Below are 17,985 nucleotides of genomic sequence, written 5' to 3' on the forward strand. Positions count from 1 at the left end.
GGTGGGAGTCATCTGGAACCTCTGGAACATCATGCACAACATCGGCAAGATCGCCCTCTACCGGCCGGAATACGGCACCGGCGAGCCCGCCACGGGGTGAGGCCGGCATGCCCCGCGGCATCCGTAGCCCCGGCAGGGCGTCACAGGAGCCCATCACGAGGCGCCACGACCCCGCAAGGGAAACGCCCGCCCGGAAATCGAAAACGACGTCCATCACTCGGCACCATCCGAAGGCAACGGAACGACCGGCTCAACAGGGGTTTTCCGACGGTCTCGTTCGGCCCTTGTGTTGGTTCTACCGGTCACTTGTCGAGGTGGGACTCGATCCACGCTGGATCGCGCCTGCAATCCACGATGGCAATGACGAGTGCCTGGTCGGATCCGAACTCGTAATAGATTGCGTATGGAAATCTGCGACTCAGCAGCCGATGCAGGTGCTTGTGGGGTTGGCGATGGATCCCCGCAGTGATCTTCAATCCATCAATGTCCGCCCGCAACTGAGAGAGAAAATAGTCCCCGAGACCCGGCTCCTGTGCCTCGTAGAACCAGAAACCTTGGTTGAGGTCCTCGAGCGCGTCGCCCGAAATCCGGATGTGAATCATCGCCGTCCGAGCGAGTGCTTCACCGAGTCCCATTCGTGGACTTCGGTCTCACCGTTCCGGACGCGTTCGATCCGGGAATCGAGCAATTCGCGCTCCGCCGGGGAGACCTCCATCCGGTCTACGTGGGCGCTCAGGTCCTCCCAAATCGCTTCGAGAATCTGGAGCTTCTCGCGGAGGGGGAGGTTACGAACTTCGGCTATGCTCATGGACGGGAAGCTAGCTTGCAACGGGCGACTCGGCGAGCAGGGAATTCCTCTGGCACAACGTCAGAGAACCGGCGACCCGACCCTCATGGCGGAGGCGCTGTCCTCGTTGCCGCATGGAACCATCAACACGGATTTTCGACAAGGCCGCGGTGAGGGGTCTCCCTGATTCACCTTTTTATGCTTTGCGGTGGGTCGCCTTGCCGGTTCGCTCCGCAACACTCCCGAAACCGCCGAGCCGTGCGGCCAGGGTCGTGGAGATACTCGCCGCCCGCAGCCAGCCCGACGCCCCGGGTTGCACTGCCGAATAGCGATGAGAGGCTATCGCAAAGCGAAGTGCTTCAGAAACCTATCCGCCCGGTCAGCGGCCCGCTGGTGACGCTCCGCGCCATCTCGGCCAGGACCGGTCAAGTGCCCGAACGCGATGCCGCTTCCGACCTGCCCCAATCCATCCGCCATCAGGATCATCAACCGCGGAACACCGTGCTCCAAAGTTCAGCACAACGTCAGAGCTGTGCCGGCCACGGCGACTCGCCCTGCCGGCATCCCCAATCAAGCAGCTCCCGATGCCGGCAGCAAGAACGCAACAAGGCGGCGGTTAGTGGTCGGCACCAGCGACATGTTATCCATTGATTGGTATCCCGTGTGTTGTCGCTAGACGCTTGAGCTTCGGCATGAAGTGCTGGTTCGATTCTTCCTCAGCTTGTCTCATGGCTGTCTCTGCTGACCCTGCATCACCTCCGAGATGGTAGGCAAGCGCTGCCATGAACGGAATCTTGCGATCCAGGAATTCCCCAGCGACTGCAGAATAGTCGCCGAGGCGATCAAACCACGGGAGCCCAAATTGATCGATTCGGGCGAATACCTCGTCGGCTAGCTGATCCGGGTCTGTGGTCTTGGTCACCTGCCACCACTTGTCCTGCTTGCCAGGGAATTGCTGTCCAATTCGAGTTCGGACGTCGCAATCGTATTCCTTCAGTGCGCCCTTGAGAGGGAGCCCTTCCGATGCGGCGTGAAGCTCCTCAAACGAAATTCCGAGATTCACGGTGAACTGCGCTTCCGTGGATGAGTTCCACTTCGAGAGTTGGACGTTGATAACCTGAGTCCATTCGCCCGGCCGAATCCAGGTGGTGCCGGACTTGCGGAAACCGAGAGGCTTCAAGTGTTGCTGATGTAGACCAGACACCATCGCCTTAATGATGTCCTGTGGAGTCGCCATCTCTTTTTTGGGATAACGTCTCAGTGGAGACGCGCGAACTCAAGGCCGCACGTCGGGAAAATGGTAGCGCTCCGATCCCACGGAACGGAACGCAACAAGGCGCCGGTTAAGCGTCGATCTCCCACGGCTTGTTCGGCTTCTTCGTTTGTAGTGGTAGGGGTGCGGCTCACCTATCGACATCCGATGGGTTGTCCCACCTCGCGAAAATGTTCAGGTCCTCCCGAACCTGCGGGTTGGAAGCGATCTCGCCAGGGTCTAGCTGAACCAGCGACACGTCGCGAGTGTGAACCTCTCTGAGAACCTCGCCGAGGCGGCGGAATGTCAGCCTCATCGACTCGAGTCTCTTCTGAGGCGTTCCGTGTCCCGATGAGTGGTGATACTCCTCCCAGCGCTTGATGAACGGATCGACCAATCGACCGAGCTCGCCCTGTTCTGGCGCACTGAGAATCATGCCTCGCTCATGGAGTGCGAAGATCATCCCGGTCCGAACGAACAGCTCTGCAATCTCCTCGTTATCATATTCGTGGCCGCGTGGATGCTGCATCAGCTCCGCAACCCGAGCGAAGAGCTGATCGGAGATATCGCCCAGCAAGTCTGCTGCCGCATCGTTGTCTAGATTCTCGTCGCCTTCGCAGCCCATGAGATTTCTGCCGAACGTCGAGAGCCTGGCACCCGCTACCGGGAGCGCCCCTCCGATTCTGGTTGAGGTTTGTCGCCACCCTCCGAGCCCGACTCGGACCGGGTAGCGGGTTGTCCAGCGCTGCCTTGTTCGCTTTGTCTTTTCAGTGTTGCGCTGACTTGCCCAAGGACTTCCTCCAGTTTCTGGAACTTCATCGGATATCCCTGCTCCTCCGAAACATACCACTCCACCTGGTCCTTCTTGATCGGCCTCAAAGAAAGTTGCCAGTTCGCGCCCACCCACAGTTCTCCGTCCTTGCTGAGAAATGCGAGGAACCGCCCCTTCGTCAATGGGCAGTGAGCGCAGATAAATGATTCATGGCCATAGAGGACAAATTCGTCGGGCAGGTCTCCCTTCAGGACCTTCTCGACCCGCACGTTGGCCTGCTCCGAATAGGTCCCAACCTCACCGGACGCTACTTCATCCTCAGCCGCGAAAGGATCTCGGTTCTCGCCCACGGGCTTCGCCGGCTCTGGCTCTCCTACAACGACGATCGCTATTGCCGAAGAATTGCCGATCAACTCAGACCGCGTGAAGAAATATGCCTTGCCGTATGCGCTCCACGAAGAGGCAAGAAGCACCACGAGCATTGAAACGAGTGTCTTCAATTTAGAGCGAACGTCATAGCACACCAACCGCCTGACGGCAGCCGCGCATTGACTCGGGGTTAAGGATTCTAATCATCTGAAGAATTCGACTCGGAGCGGGTCAGGCGGTTGGGTGCTGCAACTTGTTCGGCGCCTTGGATTCAAGAGCGAAGTGCGACAGGTAGGCGGTGTGGAATACGTTCAAATAGGCAAAGAGGAGCGTTATGCGATCGCCGCGATGCGCGGAGCTTACGTGAAGGTCGAAGAGATCGCAAGGCGGCTGGGCAGGCACCGGAGCACGATCTACCGGGAGCTGAAACGCAACGCGTCGGCGCATGACGGTGGCTACCGTGCGATCCACGCGTGCTGGAAGGCGAGCGGCCGGCAGAAGCGATCAAGGCGCAACATGAGGTATGGACCCGGGGACTTCGAGCCGGTGGAGGAATTGCTGAGAGAGGATCTGAGCCCTGAGCAGGTGGTCGGCCGCATGCGCTTGGAGCGGCGAGGCACGATGAGCCAGGAAACGATCTACAAGTGGATCTGGCTGGACCGTCGGCATGGCGGGACGCTGTGGCGGCACCTGCGTGGAGCGCGCAAACAGCGGCGGAAGAGGTATGGCCGCAACGACAGCCGCGGGAGGCTGGCGGGAAAGCGGATGATCGGCGAGCGTCGCAGCGGCCTAGTGCGGATCGGCAAGCTGGAGAGGATCTCGATGGTCCAGACCGGATCGCGGACCGTGAAGCTTCTGAGCGGAGAGCAGAACCCGGTGCGGACGATCACGGCGGACAACGGATGCGAATTCCACAACGACAAGCGGGTGGAGAAGTCGCTGGGGACGACGATCGACTTCGCGACTCCCCACCACTCCTGGGAACGGGGCACGAACGAGAACACCAACGGCCTGATCCGGCAGTATCTCCCGGAGGGCGAAGACCTGGCGGGGCTAACACAGCGGGAGTGCACAAAGATCGCCGAGAAGCTGAACAACCGGCCGCGAAAGCGACTGAAATTCAGGACTCCGAACGAAATCTATGATGGCCTATCTCCTGTCGCGCTTCAAACTTGAAACTATTGTTTTTGATTCTCGGTGGAGATCTTGTTGGCAATTTCAACGCTTTTAGCAATAGCACCTGGACGATCCTCGTCGGTGGCTGTCGCAACTTCTGCAAGCTGAAATCCAAGGTCGGTGAGCATTCGAGGAAGTCCTGTCTGAGGGGTCCACACTTCACCGAAAAGGTTGTAATGGCAATAGAACTGGAAGGTAGCGCCATCAAGCCCTCGGTAATCCTCATCTGGATAGCGCGTCCTCTGTAAAACGGACTGCCATGCCGAGAACATCTGCGAAGCAAACTCTTTAGTGATCTCAGCTCGGCTCCGGACCACATCCTTCGTAACCTTGATGTCCAATACTGATCGGCCTTCCTCGAGTTCCTTCCACTGCCAAATCTGCTTCTTGGCTTCCGCTCGCTCGACGATCCACTTCTCCGATTCGATCCTGCGGTCAAACGGATCGTCCGATTTAGCGTATACTACCTCATGGCGGATAATAACAGCATACTCCGGACAGAAGCTTGGCTTGCCGATCATCCAAAGCTCTCCCGGATCGTCTCCGATGAGTGACCGAAAAACGGCCTGATCGTAGCCGTCTGGATCATACGCTGGCAGCGGCTCCAAGTGATTTGGATTCGAGGGAGGCTCTGAGTACTTCGCATCAACAGCAAAAGGATCGGAATCCGGTGACTCGGCCTGCGCGGTAGCGGCCAGCAAAGCGGCAACGAAGCTCAGAAGATATCGAGTCAGCTTCATATTTTATCCCGAACGTCCATGAACAGGCGGCCCGACCCTCATGGCGGAGGCGCTGTCCTGATTGCTGCATGGAACCACCAACTCGGATTTTCGACAAGGCCGCGGTGAGGGGTCGCCCTGATTCGCCTTGTTGTGCTTTGCGGTGGGTCGCCTTGCCGGTTCGCTCCGCAACGCTCCCGAAACCGTCGTGCCGCCTGGCCAGGGTCGTGGGGAGACTGGCCGCCCGTAGCCGACCCGACGCCCCGGGCTGCGCTGCAGAATAGCGATGAGAAACTGCCGCAATGCACCGTGCCTCAGAAACCTATCGGCCCGGTTAGCGGTCCGCCGGTGAAGCTCCGCGCCATCTCGGCCAGGACCGGTCAAGTGCCCGAACGCGATGCCGCTTCCGACCTGCCCCAATCCATCCGCCATCAGGATCATCAACCCCGGAACACCGCGCTCCAAAGTCCAGCACAACGTCGAAGTCCACACATCCGCTACCGGGAGCGCGCCTCCGATTCAGGTTGAGGGTTGTGGTCGCCCACCGAATCCGACTCGGAACGGGTAGCGGATTCTCCAGCGCCGCCTTGTTCGGCTTTTCGATCTTCTTCTGCGAGCCTGTCCTCAAGTGGATTGGTTGGAGCCATGATGACCGTTCCGCCCTCGTGCCAATCGTAGCTTGAAGTCGCGAGGTTCCTCCCAACCCGAAAAGCGTAGATCCCGGTCTGATCTGGATGATGGCGATGCTGGCACTCGACGTTGATGACGATCGGGTTATGCATCAACGTGAATGCCCAGAACCTAATTGGACGTGCTGCTGGCAGTGTGAGTTCCTCCGCACGGACAAATTCATCTGTCCCGTTCCAAATCTGTGCGATCACCGGAAAGCGCCCTGGCCACCTGCCCGGTGCCTCCCAAATCTTGAGGACGACGTCAGAACGATTCGACCACTCATGGGTAAGCCGAAACCCGTTGAACGGGTCAATCTGGGACACCTGGGTCGTAGGAGTCTTCGCTCCCGCTAGAACATCATCACGAGAGAATACCTCTACTGGCTCGGCGGCCTCAACGGCCAGCATCCCGGCGACTGTGGTTGCGAAGAAGACTCTCATATTCATGCCGAACGTCTGATGTGGAGGCACCGGCGGGACAAGCTCCGATTCAACTAGGGACATTGTCGCCGGTTGCCTCTCATGACTTGTTCTGCAATTTGATTTTGGCGGGAGATCGAGCTGCTACGACTGCCGTCCGGATGGAGTCTCTGCGAACAATTCGATGCGCTTGCAATTCTGACAAACCAAGGCGCACGCGGAACTATTCAGCCAATCCATATTCATGAAAGTCATGCCACTCGTGTTCATGAGCATCTCTCTTCGATCGAACTCGTCGTGCCCGCAGACTGGGCAGATCAGAGGATTGTCGCCCACGCGATATCGTGTCGTGGATGTCACGAATGACTTGGCCGCGGCTTTCAGACCAACTCCGATACTTCCAAGTGTGTTTTTCATGGGTCTTTCTTTTTCCAGCAGAACGTCATAGCACACCGACCGCCTGACGGAAGCCACGCGTTGACTGTGGGTTGAGAGTTCTAATCACGGTGAAAATTCGACTCGGAGCGGGTCAGGCGGTTGGGTGCTGCGGCTTGTTCGCTTTGTTGGTTTCTCTGGAAGTGATGGAAAGCTTCATCCCGCCTCGCTCTCACCAAGAAACAGGTAGAGCTTGCAGCGGTCACAAACCAGGTAGTGCCTTTTCGGTCCCATCTCATCGAACAACCTGTGCGATTTGATCACATTCCCTGCCATTGAACGGGACACCATTCTCTTCTTGCAGACTGGGCATCGACAAAACGCCGGAAAACTTCCCCAGAAGAGTGCTACCAACAAGATCACTGGAATTGCGAAAAGCCACCAGAGCGCGAAGCCAGAGTCCTGATTGATACCAAACACCATCGGAGTCGAAAGAGCGAGCATGAGCACTACAAGCGCTTTGCCAACGATCCAGTAGAACCGATACTCAGCGACTTTAACCCTCTGGTCGGGAATCAGCCTGTAGTCCTGCTGGGTTGAATGCATGAGTTCTTCAGCGAACGTCGATGAACAGGCGACCCGACCTTCGTGGCGGAGGCGCTGTCCTGATTGCTGCATGGAACCATCAACTCGGATTTTCGACAAGGCCGCGGTGAGGGGTCGCCCTGATTCGCCTTGTTGTGCTTTGCGGTGGGTCGCCTTGCCGGTTCGCTCCGCAACGCTCCCGAAACCGTCGTGCCGCCTGGCCAAGGTCGTGGGGAGACTGCCGCAAAGCGACGTGCTTCAGAAATCTATCCGCCCGGTCAGCGGCCCGCCAGTGAAGCTCCGCGCCATCTCGGCCAGCACCGGTCGAGTGCCCGAACGCGATGCTGCTTCCGACCTGTCCCGATCCATCCGCCATCAGGATCATCAACCCCGAAACACCGTGCTCCAAAGTTCAACACAACGTCAAAGCTGTGTCGATCGCGGGTAGCCACCTGCCGGCATCCCCAATCAAATCGCTCCCGGCGCTGGCTGCAAGCTCGCAACAAGGCCGCGGCTAGCGGTCGGCACCAGTGACTAGTTCTGCTTGGATTCTTTGGGGTGAAGGCTGGCCTCCCTCCAAAAACAGCCCAAGCACTGAGACGGCGATCATGCTGGCGTTCCACCAGAGGAAAAGCGGTGCCCAATCCCAGCCGAGGCCTGGCCCACTCTCCATGTGCAGCCAGAGGAACCACGCCGCGTGCTGAAAGATCGATAGGATCCAGAAGGCTCGAGCGGACACCCAGTAATAGCACCCCTTCAAGAATCTCAGAATCCAGCTACTCCAAATCCAGTATTCAACCGTCGCCAAAAGACTTCCAACGGCAACATACGCTATCCAACTAAATCCCAGATCAGTTCCGTCGAATGCGATCTCAGCTAGCATCGTATCGATTCCCAAAGCGGTCCACGTCCAATAGAGTCCGGGCACGATCTCCCGGGAGATTCGGCGCAACGCCTACCTGAACATCATGCGGCGGCCGGAGGCGAGATCCGTTCGCTGGAGGGACGGGTGCGCGATGCCGTGGAGCGGGACGGGAACCCGTAGTGGCCCGGCACCCCGGGCTCGGGAAAGGGCGGAAGCGGGGAACGTCGTGGGTCGAGAGGGGCCTGAATCGGGTGGCTCAGGAGCATGAGACTTCAACTTCCTCCATTGGGTAGGATGACCAATGAGCGAGGAACAGCTCGGCATGCTCCGGGTCGTTGAGAATTCTACCCGAAGCGGTTGAAAGGGAACGGATTTCTTCCAGCGACATCTCCGCTTTCCGCAAAAGGCGAAGGCGCGATGGTCGATTCCCACTCCGTTTCATCCATTCCCAAGCGAGCCTCCCCATGGTGAAGCGAACGTTGAGTTCGACGATGGGTTTCAAGGCCAGTGATGCATCCGCGCGGCGGTGGACCATGGCGTCGATGCACAGCGGGCCTTGATATCCAGGAAGAAGGTCAGCGAGGAGCGGAGGGAGTTGCTTCTGATAGAGTTCGAGAAACTTCGCCTCGCGGAAAAGAAACAGGGCCAAATCGCCGTCATCTCGCGTGGGCTGTGAGCCGGAATCTGCGACCCATGGTTTCAAGAGGGTGCCAAATTTGGGAGCGACGCGAATGCCTTGGAAGCGGCCAGCGGGGTCGTTTTCCATGACGGTGAAGCCGAGGAGCTCGGCCGTGCCATCTGCTTTGGCCTCATACAGGGCGGAGAAGTCGAGCACCCGATCGAGCCAGGGCTCGACAACAACTGCACCGTGGGCAGCAAGGGTGTTGGTGATCCAGCCACGGGTTGAGGTTGGGAGGCTGTTGTCATTCACTCGCAGGTGGCCTCGACCGGAGCAGGCGAAGGGAGCTTTCAACAAGGCCTGACGGGTGGGGCTGGGCGTTTCGCCGTCGAGGTGGCGGGAAATGGCGGCGTCGATAGCGGCGACGTCGACGAGCAATTCGCCGGTTTCCGGAACGGGACCGAGAGAGGATTCGAGCTGGAGGCCGATGGCCTTGGAGAACCACTCAGCGGGCAGCGGTGAGCGCCAAGGGTGATTCATCCCCGGGGCAATGGCAGCGCCCCACGGACGGAGCGCTTCGGAGGCATCGGGCGACCACGCCCAAGGACGGAGGCCTGATAGCTTGCGACCGCTACTGAACTGGTCGACTTCGGAGAGCGGGATGATTTCCGGAAGGTCGAACCCAGTGGCCTTGAGGCGACCGAGATGCCCGACGGAAGGCGGCCGGCGCATGAGCATGGCGTCGTCGCGACGGCAACATGCGAGCATGAGAGCCTCAAGGTCGTGCTCAAGGGCAAGCGACACTTTATCGGGTTGCCAACGTTTGCCCATGGCCATGGAGCGGGCATGGGACTCCGCACTTGGGTTGAACCAATGGAGGAGCGGAGTTCGGCCACGAGAGGCCTCACAGACTTCGAGGTGTCGGATGAAGTCTTCGTCGAGTCCAGCAAGCCGACGACTCTCGGCGTTGAAGGGTGCGAGACCTTTCGCCCGTGCCGGGGTGAGAGGAAACGACAGGCAGCGCCGGAAGCCTTCCCAGTCGGTCTCGCCACGCTGCTTCCAGTGGCGGAACCATTTCACCCCGTGGCCGACGTGACCGATCTCATCGAGATGGATTTTCTCCAATACGGCGGCGGTGGCAGTGTCTCCGACTTGGCGGAACAGCCCGGCGTAGTGCTTGGAAAAGTCGAGGTTGGCCTGCTCGAAGGTGAGATTGAGACGTGTGACGAAGTCGAGTGGCGTCTCCATGGGAGCGACGATGCGCCAGAAATAGTGACTGACCGGCAGCTCGCCAAAGGCGATGCCGCACTCACGCATGCGGCGAACATACATCAGGGCATGAGCCTGTTCTTCACGCATGGCCTCATAAACGCCGAGGCGGTATTCCTTCGGTGCGTCGGGGAAGCGCAGCAGCACGAGCGCCATCAACTCGGCAGCAAGCAGTTCATGATTGGCAAGAAAGTGGAGCATGATGCCTCGCTCACGGTCATCGTCGAGCCGGTGGGTGCCGGGGAAGTCCGCCTTCACACCATCAGCACGAAGGCGCAGTTCAACGGGACGACCGGGAGCATCGGGCAAGGCGATGGCCGACCCGGGGGAATCGTCCGTGGCAGCAAGCGGTCCGGGCGAGAGCTTTTCCTCCAAGGTCGTGGAGAAAAGTACCCGCTCGGCAAGGTCACGCATTTCGGTCACGGGATGAGCATGTCCAACGACGCGGAAGTGCCAAGCGATCCGTTGTTTTCAGGGGAAACTCCATCCTTGGCACGGACCAGGATCAACGAGAGTTCCTAGGTTTCATCGCCATCCCTTTTCTCTGCCTCAGAACCTTTCAGGATTCGATGGAAGAAGACGACCCGCACCACGCTGGAAGCGCCCTGAGATTGCTGGAGATCCTTCGAGGCGGACCGAACAGGGGATCGCTTTCCTTCTATAATCTTTCGGATCTCCGCCAGGTTCATCTCCGATTGGATGCCGTCATCGAGGACCCATTCTTGATTCGTCGAATAGGAACGCATCTGGAGATGTGGAAGCGAGTCGGAGGTGGATGAGCGAATGGCTGACGCGAATGCCGGACAGTTTGGCGGCCCTGAATCGATCCCGGTCGGCCCCTCCAACGATGGCCAAGGTGGTTCGCGCATTGAGGCGAAGATCGCCATCGAGCTTTTCGATCGCTTCCTCTTCTGAAGTGCCGATGGGAAAGTCAAAGATCCGCTCGGCGGCGGTATCACTCGAAGACGAACCGAACCGGTTGTTGGAGATCGACTTGAAAGCCATCGAGCTCTTCGACCAGCTGTTGCATGCCCTCGCGACTAGCGGGGCTCAGTTGGTCGAAATTCTCAAGCTCTCCACTCTCATTCATTTTCCCCAGGTCGAAATCCATCAGGGAGTAGAGTTCACCGCGCTGGAAGGAAGCATTGGTTTCCTTCAAAGCGCCATCGATTTGGATGAAGATGCCTTTGCGCATGCCGCGGGTCATGCGTTTCCATTCATCACTCTGGGGATCGATGGAGGGGCCTAACGAAATCTTCAAGCCCTCGGCCCGGGGTCCGGGAGCATCCGCATAGGGATCGATGGTGGGGCCATCGGTACCGGTGATGGGCTTTGCTTTCGCAGCCGTCCACAGGGGATTTTCGAAGTTCGCCTCCAGTTGTCCGTTTTCCATGTGGAAGCGCACAATGAGATCATCTTGGGGCTTTTCTGCATTCTGCTTTCCAGAGGCATGGATGACGAGATCGTTGATGTCGGGAAAGGCGTAGACGATTTCATAGCCAAACCAACCCCGGGGGTTTTGACTGATTTTCGCTGAGGTCACCGTGACGTCCGGACCCAAGGAGGCGGCCTTCTCGAGAAGTTCTTCGGCATTGGGCATTTCGACATCTTTTTCTTCATCCCAGGTCCGGCGAAAATCGCGCTCTTGAAGGATTCCAGAGCCATCTTTGGAGATTTTCACCACTTTCGAATCTTCCATGCAGGAAGCAAAAAGAAGGGTGCACAAAGCAAGGAGAAGTCCCGAGTTTCGAAGCATGATGGGAAGATAGGTGGAGGTTCTTGGAGAGACGAGGGAATTCAAGGTGCGTCAGGGTGACCATTTCGTTCGAATCCGCAGGAAGCGCTGAGGAACTCCAGTCGGGCCAGAATCACGGAATACGGCTCGTTGTTGGCCATCGTCCAAGGCCTCGGTGGTCACAGGTTGTTCCGCTACGACTGCCCATGGTCCGGAAAGATGGTCGGCGGCGAGAAGCTCGTAGAGAAGGTTCTGGGGGTTTTCCGGACGTCGGATCTGCAAGGCGGCGTGAGTGCCACCACTCCATACGAAGCGCACTTCTGGGAGATCTGGAATCAAGGGATCGGTCGCCAAGGCATATTCGTCGAAGTTCGGTCGCCCATCGCCGTCTGGATCGGCCAGAATCCCTGAGACGCCGGAAGCGGCGAGCCCGGAAGCAACAAATTGGGATTCGGCCCAGGCATCAAAGGAGCCGGGGGAGGGCGCATCGAGTTCACCAGGCGATCCTCCGAGACTCCCACTGAGCCGCCAGCCTTCCGGCTCCGAATCCCCGAATGACTCCGCTGGGTGGCGGCGTACCAACGAATAGCCGGAGCCATCGGCCGCGGTCGGCCACGGCAGGGAATCCAGGTAATCGACCCTGCGCAAAGGCGCTTCTCCTGGAGTGTAAAGAACGAGGGTTTCTCCGCTATTGGCAAGCTGGCCTGAGTATTCTCCAGCCACGGATTTCCCCGTACCGTAGCGAGCCAGAAAGGCTCCCTCATCTGAAACCACCAAGCACCGGGCACCCGGAGCGAGCGTACGCCCAGTGGCAGCGTTGGTGAAGTCGAAGCGGATGGCTCCATCAAAGTACACTCCCTGCAGATCGACGTGGCGTGTCCCGGTGTTCAGGAGCTCCACGAATTCGAAGTCTTCGGCATCGTCAAATCCCGCGCTGATCTCCGCCGGACTGGGATCGGCCGGATGGTAGTGGATCTCCGAGATCGCGAGATTGGCAGGCGATGCAGGCTCGGTATCGAGCAGGAAAGTCGCCTCACTCAACGCACTCCAGGTGGAACCCGCACGGCAGCGCAGGCGCAGAGGCCGCTCCCCGGCACCGGTAAGGATCAGTGGTGTGGTGGCCACGCTTCGTGTGACCCGGAAGGTCAAATCCAGGCTCAAATCAGAACTCGTCGGTCCGGCTTGGTGAACTTCCACAGCGATCACATTGTCACCCTCCATCAACCAAGTGGGGTCCACAGTCACGGTGGAAGTCAGTTCCTCGACTGCATTTCCACTGTAGGCATCGTATGCTGGATCAAGAGGCAGATCGCCGGCGATGCGGACTCCATTGAGATAGACGGCACAAGCATCATCATAGAGGATCGAAATCTCGGCTGCAGCCAATCCCGAGAGGGAATCCAAAGTGAAATGCTTACGGAAATAGGCGGTCGCCGCCTTCTGGCCAGGAGCCACTTCATGGATGGGGATCACGGTGGCTTCGTCTCCATCTCCATAACCCAACTCGGCAGTGCCAAGCGGCCAGAATCGATCATTGAAGATCCGCTCGCGCCAAGCGGTGCCCGCGTCACTGCCATCGTAGAGGTAACGCCAGCCATCATCCGACCAAGGGATCACGATTTCGGAGGCATCGGTGGCCGAGTGGACAAGCGCACCGGCTCGCAGCCCGCCACCCACCGCTCGAGGATCGGAGCCATCGGGCATGTAGTAGGTGGTGGCCGGCTCAGGGGTGGCGACTGCCACTTCGACCCCACTATCCTGATAGCCACCCAAGGGAAATGGAGCCGGAGCATCGAGAGCCGGATACAGACCGTCGGCGCGAAGTTGGCTCAGAACTACCGGACCGCGGGGCGAAAAGTAGGCCAAGAGACGATCACGAGCACCGAGCCAAGTTTGCCGTGTTTTCGGGGTGGAAGATTTCGCATCCCCCCAGCGCGCGCTTTCGGCAGCGATGGCTCGATCCAAAATGCCGGCAAGATCACTCACCCGCTGCTGCCATGCCGCGGGCTCCAAAGCCCCATGGACGAGATGCTTTTGGATCCGATCTGCCCAAAGCAGACGGTATTCGGCATTGGCACGGAGGTCTTGGTGCAGAAACAGGGGATTCGAGTACGCGAAATCGGCCTCACGAGAGCTGACGAAGGGACCAGTTCGATCCTCATTCACGTTGAAGAAGGTATGCTCGAAGTCATGGACAAAGAACTGAAACCCTTCGCCCTCATTTCCCTCCCGGCGCCGAGTGCCAAACCAGTTATTGGCGCGATCATTGCCGAGGAAAGCCGAGGTACAGCCGTCGAGGTTGCCGGTCCAGAAGGTCAGCAGCAGGTAGTCGACGAGATTTCCTGGATCCAACAGCACAGGGTCCCCGGTGGGGGTGACGCCATCGGCGGCGAGCCCCATCAGCCGAAAGTAGTTGGAATCGGTGGGCGAGGATCGGTGAGTTTTGCCCAGGTTCCACATTTCTCGCCAGGCATCGAGATTCCCATCGGTCGCTCCCACGACGTAGCCGGCGTCGGCTTCGCTCTTCACGACATCGTAGTCGTCTTTATCGCCGCCGAGGTAGCTTTCGGCAAATGAGGCTTCGGTGCGTTCATCGAGATTGTAGAGGCCCCAGTACTGGCCATTGAGGTAGAGATGGCAGTAGCGGACGTGGGAGCCGGGACGACCCATTTCAAGGAAAGCTTGGCGTGAGGATTCTTCGCGGAGGAAAGTGTTCTCGTCGCTACCTTCAAACGACCATGAATAGTTCTGAGCAGTGCGGAGGTCGATTTGATCAAACTCTTCCGGCCCACGATGACCGAACAGAGGATACTTGAGTTTCCCAGCTCCATAGTCGTTGCGGAAATAGAGTCGGAAGGAGTGCTTCGGGTTTTGTGTCGACCGCGAAAAGCCGCCACGGATCCGCAAGCCAGCCGGGATCTGGAATTCCCCACTGCCATGAGGGTGGAGGGCGTCGGGAGGATGGATCCATTCGACCGAGACCGGGCGCTCCCAGGCAAACCCCCGGCCACCCGGATTGGAGTAGATTCCTTGGGAGCCGTCGATGTTGAAAAGATGGGGGAGATCCGTAACGAGAGACACTGCAGGAAGGTCTGCGAGTGCCGCCTTGATGACATCCACACCTCCGATTTCGGGGTTTCCGTGACCGACGATTTGGGGGTCCATTCCGTAGTCGAGAACCTGATCGGTTCCACTGGAGCTGGGCCATCCGGCTGGAGCCGCGCCCGACGCCGACTGTTGGACAACGCTGTCGAGGAAGAGATAGGTTTGAGTATCCACATCGGTGGGCTCCCAGCCGGGTCGAGTCGCGATGGCCCGAAGGACCGTGGTGGAGGAAACGACCAAAGGCATGGTGTAGATCTCACCATGGGTTGCGGAGGGCGTGGAACCATCGGTGGTGTAGCGGATGGTGGCACCGGCCGTTGCCGTTTCGATGGCCACTTCCACGGGATCGGTGAAGTAACCTCGGTCGACGCTGAAGGTGGTGTCCGCGATTTTCCCGAAGGAAGTCGGCTCAAGGTTGATCCATCCGGGGGTGGCTTTGCCTGCCCCGAAGAATGCAGGGGGAGAACTTGAATCGACGGAACCGGCCACCACTTCAGGGAGCATCAGGAAGGCAGCATCGGCGGGATCGTGCTTCATGCCCTGGAGAGCCAGAAGATGGCTGCCGGGAGCGGGTGGGGGCAGTGGAAAGCCGAGCGGTCGCAAAGCTTCTGAAGGCAGTCGTGCAGCGGTGGCGGTCGAGTTCCAGAGCGGTGACAGGGGCGCTTGGTGAGACACGACCGGTTGGCCGTCGAACCAGGCAACGAGGCCATCTTTGTGGCGACTGATGAGCGACCATGAAGTGGCTCCCGCTGCAGAGGCACCGTCAATCGCAACTCGGAAGTAGCCTCCGGCTTGTCCATCCAAAGCGGGTGAAAGGTGAGTGGCGACGATTTCACCAGCGCCAGCAGATGGGGTGAAGGCCGCCAATCCTCCGCCCGATGCATCCCCAACCAATCGAAAGTTCTCATTCCAAGCGCTATGCCCGCCAGGCGCGGCAAAAAACTCCAACGCATCGCCACCCACTCCTTGGAACATGACGACCACAAAGGTGTGGGATCCGGCGCGAAGATAGCGGCTGCCAAGGTGGTCCTGCGGCGCATGAAAGCTGTCATCGGCGATCACCACACTACCATCGATGCTCAATTGGCCTCCGTCGTCGGAGTTCAGCCCAAAGGTGTAAGTGCCCGCTGTGGGCACTTCGATCGAGCCCGTCAGCTGGATCACATAGTTTTCACCATTGCCTCCCGGCGGCGATTGATTGGCATCATAGTGCCCATCCGAACCGGACCCGAGAAAGTTGGCCATGTCGACGACGTGGGTCGCTTCGGCCAGAATTCCCGGATCTCCTGCTGGCAATGTGAGCAAGGCAAGGGCATCCGCCAGGCCACCCACGCTGCCATTCTTGAAAACCTGACGGGCCGTGATGCCGGGAACTTCCAGTCCATCGCCCAGACCGCTTGGGCCGGATGCCCATGCCTGATCGTCGTAGTCCGGATGATACCAATCGCTGTCGGAGTCATCCTGGGGAATTCGGTAACGGATCGTCGCACCCGCCCCCAGAAGGACCTGCGTGTCGAAAACTCGCCCATAGGCCTCATCATCGTTCATCGCGGGAAATTCCGGATCGAAGTCATCGACGGGCACCGCATCAGGCCCGACCAAAGCGAGGTATTCTCCCCCGGCTGAAAGGGCGAAATTGGTATGGAGCGGTTGATCCGGTAGACGGCGATTTTTCCCCGAGGCCCAAACGAGCAGGAAGCCTCCCGGATCGAGAGTGACGTCGGGAAACCGCCATTTTGTCAGGTTGCCGGCGGAATCGGTGAGCGACCAATTTGCCAATGAGATCGGTTCTGCATCCGGGTTGTGGATCTCGACCCAATCGGAGAAATCCCCATCTTCGTCCGCGAGGGTCGCTTCATTGTCAGCCATGATCTCAGAGATCATGGGTGCGGCCAAGAGGCTGCCGGTCCCAGCAAAGGCGAGAAGAATCAGTGGGGTGCAAGAGGGCATCATCACGGAGAGGGGTGCATCCAAGGGGGTTCGAAGGAGGATGGAAGTCCGTGAGCGCCGTGACGCTCCGCGTTGGCATCCGCGGAGCCGCCAGTGCACCCGTCGGATCACCTTCCTCGGGCGGGTGGCAGTTCGATGGTGAACCGCTTGTCAGGGCTGGTCGGCCAGCCGGCCGCTTCGCCTTCTTTCTCCGCGAGATGCGGGGAAATGGTCCAAACTTTGACGGTCTTGCCGTCCTTCAAAAACTCAAGAAGCCGGAACCAGCCATTGCCACCGTGCGGGGCCCATTGCCCATTGCACAGCATTTGGTGGCACACGCGTCCGTCGTCATACGCATCGCGCCGGTAGGAGAGCGCAAGGTCGTAGACCCACTCGACCTTGTCGCTGTCGGGGCTGACTCGCTTGAAAGGTTTGTAGTGGCCATTGACCACCATCTCGAAATTGGAGTGCTTGGAAACGAAACCATCCCATAGTTCTTGGCCACTGTGGACATTGCCCTCCTTGCCGATGCCATAGGAATAGGGGCTGTTCTTAGTCTCACGAGTGGTGCGACGCGCCCAACCATCATCACTGAATAGGGCCGACTCCTGGTCGATGAACTCGTGCGTCACCAAAATGTAGGATTCGTCCGGGTGCTTCTGAGCGACTCCTTCCGCCCAATCGACGACTTCCTTGCGGGGACCGAATTCGAGTGAGAAGATGACGTATTCCCGGCCGCCGTGGGCAAATTGATACCAAGCGTTTTCCAGTTTACCCTCCTCGAAAGCCCCACCAAAGATGCGTTCGTTCAGGCGGTTGTCGGAGATCTTGAAGTAGTCGTTGAGCATCGTGCTGCGATCCGACGAATTCTTACCCAAGTCATGATTCCCAACGGCCAACACATAGGGGATCTTTCCATCCAGTACCTTGAGGCTTTTCTTGGCCCGCTCCCATTGCTCGGTCGTATTGGCATCAACGATATCGCCAACGTGAAGCATCAACTCGATGTTGTATTTCATGCGATGCTCCACCAACCATTCGGTGATTTCGGTGAAAAGCGGCGCATCCTCAGCACTGCGAATGTAGTATTGCGTGTCGGGAATCACAGCGATGGTCCACGAGTCCGCGCGGGGGCGATCCGAGGACTTTTCTTCTGCATGGCTGACGAGCGGCACCAGCACGCACAGGGCGGCGAGCGAGAATGTGGGAAACTTCATGCAAAAGGGAACGTAACGCGGGATCGAGGTCGGACCTTTCAGGATCTTTCCCTGCGATGAAGATGATGGAAAACGGCCCCGATCGCGAGATGCGACCGGGGCCGATGAATCCCACTCTAG

General features: G+C 58.8%; 16 protein-coding genes. 2 read left to right on the top strand and 14 right to left on the bottom strand.

Features of this window, described 5'->3' with window-relative positions:
- Positions 1-302 precede the first annotated feature (302 nt).
- The 5 genes from HNR46_RS17930 to HNR46_RS17950 all read right to left on the bottom strand — a co-directional run bounded on the left by HNR46_RS17930 (position 303) and on the right by HNR46_RS17950 (position 3,284).
- Positions 303-635 carry a hypothetical protein gene (locus tag HNR46_RS17930; protein WP_221285264.1) on the bottom strand — a complete coding sequence of 111 codons (333 nt, stop codon included), beginning with the start codon at positions 633-635 and terminating at the stop codon, positions 303-305.
- Positions 599-808, bottom strand: a complete 210-nt coding sequence (locus tag HNR46_RS17935) for an addiction module protein (RefSeq protein WP_184021383.1) — start codon at positions 806-808, stop codon at positions 599-601. The genes HNR46_RS17930 and HNR46_RS17935 overlap by 37 nt, the downstream gene beginning before the upstream one ends.
- 619 nt (positions 809-1,427) lie before the next feature.
- Entirely contained in the window at positions 1,428-2,024 is a 597-nt protein-coding gene (locus HNR46_RS17940; protein WP_184021385.1) for a DUF4304 domain-containing protein, read from the bottom strand.
- Between the two features lie 166 nt (positions 2,025-2,190).
- Positions 2,191-2,664 (bottom strand): hypothetical protein, encoded by a 474-nt coding sequence (locus HNR46_RS17945; RefSeq protein WP_184021387.1) that lies wholly within the window; start codon positions 2,662-2,664, stop codon positions 2,191-2,193.
- A gap of 35 nt (positions 2,665-2,699) precedes the next feature.
- Positions 2,700-3,284 (bottom strand): hypothetical protein, encoded by a 585-nt coding sequence (locus HNR46_RS17950; RefSeq protein WP_221285265.1) that lies wholly within the window; start codon positions 3,282-3,284, stop codon positions 2,700-2,702.
- A 196-nt stretch (positions 3,285-3,480) separates the two neighbouring features.
- Between HNR46_RS17950 and HNR46_RS17955 the strand changes: the two genes are divergently transcribed.
- The gene (locus HNR46_RS17955; protein ID WP_184021472.1) at positions 3,481-4,356 is read left to right on the top strand and encodes an IS30 family transposase; all 876 of its coding nucleotides are present in this window, start codon (positions 3,481-3,483) and stop codon (positions 4,354-4,356) included.
- Between the two features lie 2 nt (positions 4,357-4,358).
- On the opposite strand, the gene HNR46_RS17960 is transcribed toward HNR46_RS17955, so the two are convergent.
- The 6 genes from HNR46_RS17960 to HNR46_RS17985 form a co-directional block, all read right to left on the bottom strand.
- Positions 4,359-5,096 (bottom strand): hypothetical protein, encoded by a 738-nt coding sequence (locus HNR46_RS17960; RefSeq protein WP_184021392.1) that lies wholly within the window; start codon positions 5,094-5,096, stop codon positions 4,359-4,361.
- Between the two features lie 476 nt (positions 5,097-5,572).
- Positions 5,573-6,193: a hypothetical protein gene (locus HNR46_RS17965; protein WP_184021394.1), complete on the bottom strand. Its 621-nt coding sequence runs from the start codon at positions 6,191-6,193 to the stop codon at positions 5,573-5,575.
- Between the two features lie 564 nt (positions 6,194-6,757).
- Positions 6,758-7,219, bottom strand: coding sequence for a hypothetical protein (locus HNR46_RS17970; RefSeq protein ID WP_221285267.1), 462 nt, complete (start codon positions 7,217-7,219; stop codon positions 6,758-6,760).
- Positions 7,220-7,640: 421 nt separating this feature from the next.
- On the bottom strand, positions 7,641-8,009 hold the full coding sequence (locus HNR46_RS17975) for a hypothetical protein (protein ID WP_221285268.1): 369 nt from the start codon (positions 8,007-8,009) through the stop codon (positions 7,641-7,643).
- 238 nt (positions 8,010-8,247) lie between these two features.
- Positions 8,248-10,293, bottom strand: coding sequence for a DUF455 family protein (locus tag HNR46_RS17980; RefSeq protein WP_184021401.1), 2,046 nt, complete (start codon positions 10,291-10,293; stop codon positions 8,248-8,250).
- Between the two features lie 104 nt (positions 10,294-10,397).
- Entirely contained in the window at positions 10,398-10,625 is a 228-nt protein-coding gene (locus tag HNR46_RS17985; RefSeq protein WP_184021404.1) for a hypothetical protein, read from the bottom strand.
- 37 nt (positions 10,626-10,662) lie between these two features.
- On the opposite strand from HNR46_RS17985, the gene HNR46_RS21275 reads away from it, so the two are divergent.
- On the top strand, positions 10,663-10,794 hold the full coding sequence (locus HNR46_RS21275; RefSeq protein WP_281375612.1) for a hypothetical protein: 132 nt from the start codon (positions 10,663-10,665) through the stop codon (positions 10,792-10,794).
- A gap of 40 nt (positions 10,795-10,834) precedes the next feature.
- On the opposite strand, the gene HNR46_RS17990 is transcribed toward HNR46_RS21275, so the two are convergent.
- The 3 genes from HNR46_RS17990 to HNR46_RS18000 all read right to left on the bottom strand — a co-directional run bounded on the left by HNR46_RS17990 (position 10,835) and on the right by HNR46_RS18000 (position 17,865).
- The gene (locus HNR46_RS17990) at positions 10,835-11,635 is read right to left on the bottom strand and encodes a hypothetical protein (protein ID WP_184021407.1); all 801 of its coding nucleotides are present in this window, start codon (positions 11,633-11,635) and stop codon (positions 10,835-10,837) included.
- A gap of 51 nt (positions 11,636-11,686) precedes the next feature.
- Positions 11,687-16,672: a lamin tail domain-containing protein gene (locus HNR46_RS17995; RefSeq protein WP_184021409.1), complete on the bottom strand. Its 4,986-nt coding sequence runs from the start codon at positions 16,670-16,672 to the stop codon at positions 11,687-11,689.
- A gap of 104 nt (positions 16,673-16,776) precedes the next feature.
- Positions 16,777-17,865 (bottom strand): metallophosphoesterase, encoded by a 1,089-nt coding sequence (locus HNR46_RS18000; protein WP_184021411.1) that lies wholly within the window; start codon positions 17,863-17,865, stop codon positions 16,777-16,779.
- Positions 17,866-17,985: the final 120 nt, after the last annotated feature.

This window comes from Haloferula luteola (assembly GCF_014201715.1).
GTDB lineage: Bacteria > Verrucomicrobiota > Verrucomicrobiia > Verrucomicrobiales > Akkermansiaceae > Haloferula > Haloferula luteola.